General features: G+C 47.9%; 2 protein-coding genes and 1 pseudogene. All 3 read right to left on the reverse strand.

Translation table 11 applies throughout. From position 1 onward, the window contains the following. Window positions 1–408 precede the first annotated feature (408 nt). The gene (locus RUMCAL_RS11905) at window positions 409–1,455 is read right to left on the reverse strand and encodes a site-specific integrase (RefSeq protein ID WP_040648140.1); all 1,047 of its coding nucleotides are present in this window, start codon (window positions 1,453–1,455) and stop codon (window positions 409–411) included. Between the two features lie 222 nt (window positions 1,456–1,677). Next, complete coding sequence (locus RUMCAL_RS11910; protein ID WP_021683172.1) at window positions 1,678–1,911, reverse strand: hypothetical protein; 234 nt, start codon at window positions 1,909–1,911, stop codon at window positions 1,678–1,680. Window positions 1,912–2,124: 213 nt separating this feature from the next. Continuing rightward, window positions 2,125–2,427: pseudogene (locus tag RUMCAL_RS16015) on the reverse strand (class II glutamine amidotransferase); the annotation flags it as partial.

The following is a 2,427-nucleotide window of genomic DNA, read 5'->3' on the forward strand; positions in this document are numbered from 1 at the left end:
GCCGTCAGGCGGGCTTTGTGCGGTGTTGCCTAAACACTGCGGCTGCCTGCAACTGCACTTGGAAAGACTTTGAAAATCGAATTTGTATGAGACAAAGAGCGGACAATTAATGGTTGTCCACTCTTTTTTTCCGATATATTGAAACTCAGCCATTCACCTGCTGCGGCCATACCCATTGTCAAGCAACTTTGGCTCATATTTTTATTCGCAATCGCAATATAGGGTGCATTTGAGTATAGTATAATAAGGATTTGCACCCTATAGAGGGGGCTTTCATATGCGTGATTTTTCTTGGCAGATGTTCCTATATGTCTCCTCTTTCAATAGAGCTTGACTTCATAACAAAAAAAGAAAAGCCTGCCCCCAACAGGGCAGACCTTTCCTTCTATCCCAAAGCCTCGCAAATCCTCAGTGATTCTGAATAATCTCGTTGAAATAGCCATCGATCACGCTGTCCGCCTTGTTGCGTTCGCTGTCGAAGGTTTCCTGGTACACGTTCTTATACACATCCGGTGTACTCCAGCCGCCCATCTCCATGGCATATTTCTCTGGAATGTTCAGCATTGCCGTTGTGCTGGCAAAGATATGCCGCAGATCATGAAAACGGATCTCTTCCAGTCCGTGTGCCTCCAGCAATTTCTTGAACCGCTTGCGGATGGTGTTCGGTGTGAACGGAACAATATGATCGGTTCCCGACTGATGGGGCACTTGCTGTATCAGTGCATAAATGTACGCCGGCAGATTGACATAGCGCATACTCTTGACAGTTTTGCAGTGGTCGATCTCTGCCCAGCCGCTGTCCACCTTGACGATCTCCCGGCGTACATAGAGCCGCATCTGCACCGGGTCAATGTCGCAGAACTGCAGACCAGCCACTTCCCCAATGCGCAGTGACAGCCACATGGCAAGCAATACCGGCAGTTCGCTGCTTGTCCCCTTGACGATAGCATAGATCACATCTGCGGACGGGAGTCTTCGTTCCCGCACCTCCTTTTTCGGCAGGCGAATGCTGCCCATTTTGATGGTAATATCATTGGCATTCAGCACCGCGCGCAGGAATCCGACTGCGTTCTTGATGGACTTATAACCGAGACGCTGGGCGTCCACATTGATGGCGATTTGAATGTCACGGGCAGTCAGATCTTCGATTTTGATGTCCATGATGTACTGCAGCTTGTTGCGGAGCATTTCCCGATAACAGCACAGGGTGGTGGGTTCCAGCACTCTGCTTCTGCTGTCAATAAACTGCAGCATAGCTTCTCTCACAGTGTAAGGATTTCGCTTCTCTTCTTCGATGCCCTTGAGCCACTTTGTCGCCTTGAAATACACTTCGTCCTCTGTGCTGCCGGTAAACATTCTGCGGTTTCGCTTGCCGTCCGGACGAACACCCTTGGACACCTGGGTGAAATATGTGCCGTTTTCTGCCTGCTGAATGACCAGTTTTGTCTTTTTCATTTTCATAAGCTCCTTTTCAAAATGTGCAGGCTGGTCAAGAGCTTGTTCAGTGTCTTTTTACGTGCGGATTTTCGAGCATGATTTTGTCGATGACAAGGAAAGAATCCGCAGGCATACTTTGTGTCTGGCAAGGATTTTTGACGCAGTCAGCGGCAAAATCTGCCGAAAAGACGTGGGAAACAAGATGCTGAACAAGCTCTAATATGTCGCCTGCTCTGTGTGTTACGCCGCCAATAGATCGTCCAGTGTCAGATCGTTGATGCAGAGGAACGTGTCCACCATTTTCAGCGTAAGCCCTCTCGCATCATGATCGTAGTTCTGGAGCGTTCTTGTGGAACAGTTCAGATACATCGCCAGCTCGTCATCTGTCCAGTCGTGGAGCAACTGCCAGTAGCGAATCTTGCACCAGATGGTTTTCTGGAGCGGAATGTGTTTTTGCTTGTTTTTCATAGCCATTGTGATTTCCTCCTCGTTGGAATTTGGGATATTGCTTTACGTCTGCAAATTCAGAATATGCTGCTATAACTTACTGTTTTTCATGTGTCACACCACCTTTCTTTTTTATCCAACTGTTTGGGCGGTTGTATTTTTCAAATTTTGTTTCCGAAAAAAGAAACCATTTTCCTTGTGGGAAAGCGGTTTCTTTTTGTCAGCAGTGTGTGATTTGTCCTATTCGCAGCAAAACTCCTCTTCACACCGAACCGCACAAAGCGTCTCCAAAAGCAAGTTGCTGTCGCACAGCATCTCTTCGATCTCATCGGCGGAATAGCCATAATCCAACAGCAAGAGAACATCCTCCTCTGTCACACCATAGCAACTACACATCTCCAACAGCAATTCTTCCTGCTGCGTGTAATACTCCTCTTCCAACTCGTCGTACCAATCAGCCCATTTGCCAAACCGGAAGCTTTCCTGCACCTCAAAGGTAGAGCCGCTTAAAAACCCATAGCGGTCAATCTTCAAGATCGTGCC

Source organism: Ruminococcus callidus ATCC 27760 (assembly GCF_000468015.1).
GTDB classification, from domain to species: Bacteria; Bacillota; Clostridia; order Oscillospirales; family Ruminococcaceae; genus Ruminococcus_C; species Ruminococcus_C callidus.

Coding starts and splice junctions, on each gene's coding strand:
- RUMCAL_RS11905 (WP_040648140.1), bottom strand. CDS start 1,455: ATGAAAAAGACAAAACTGGTCATTCAGCAGGCAGAAAACGGCACATAT.
- RUMCAL_RS11910 (WP_021683172.1), bottom strand. CDS start 1,911: ATGGCTATGAAAAACAAGCAAAAACACATTCCGCTCCAGAAAACCATC.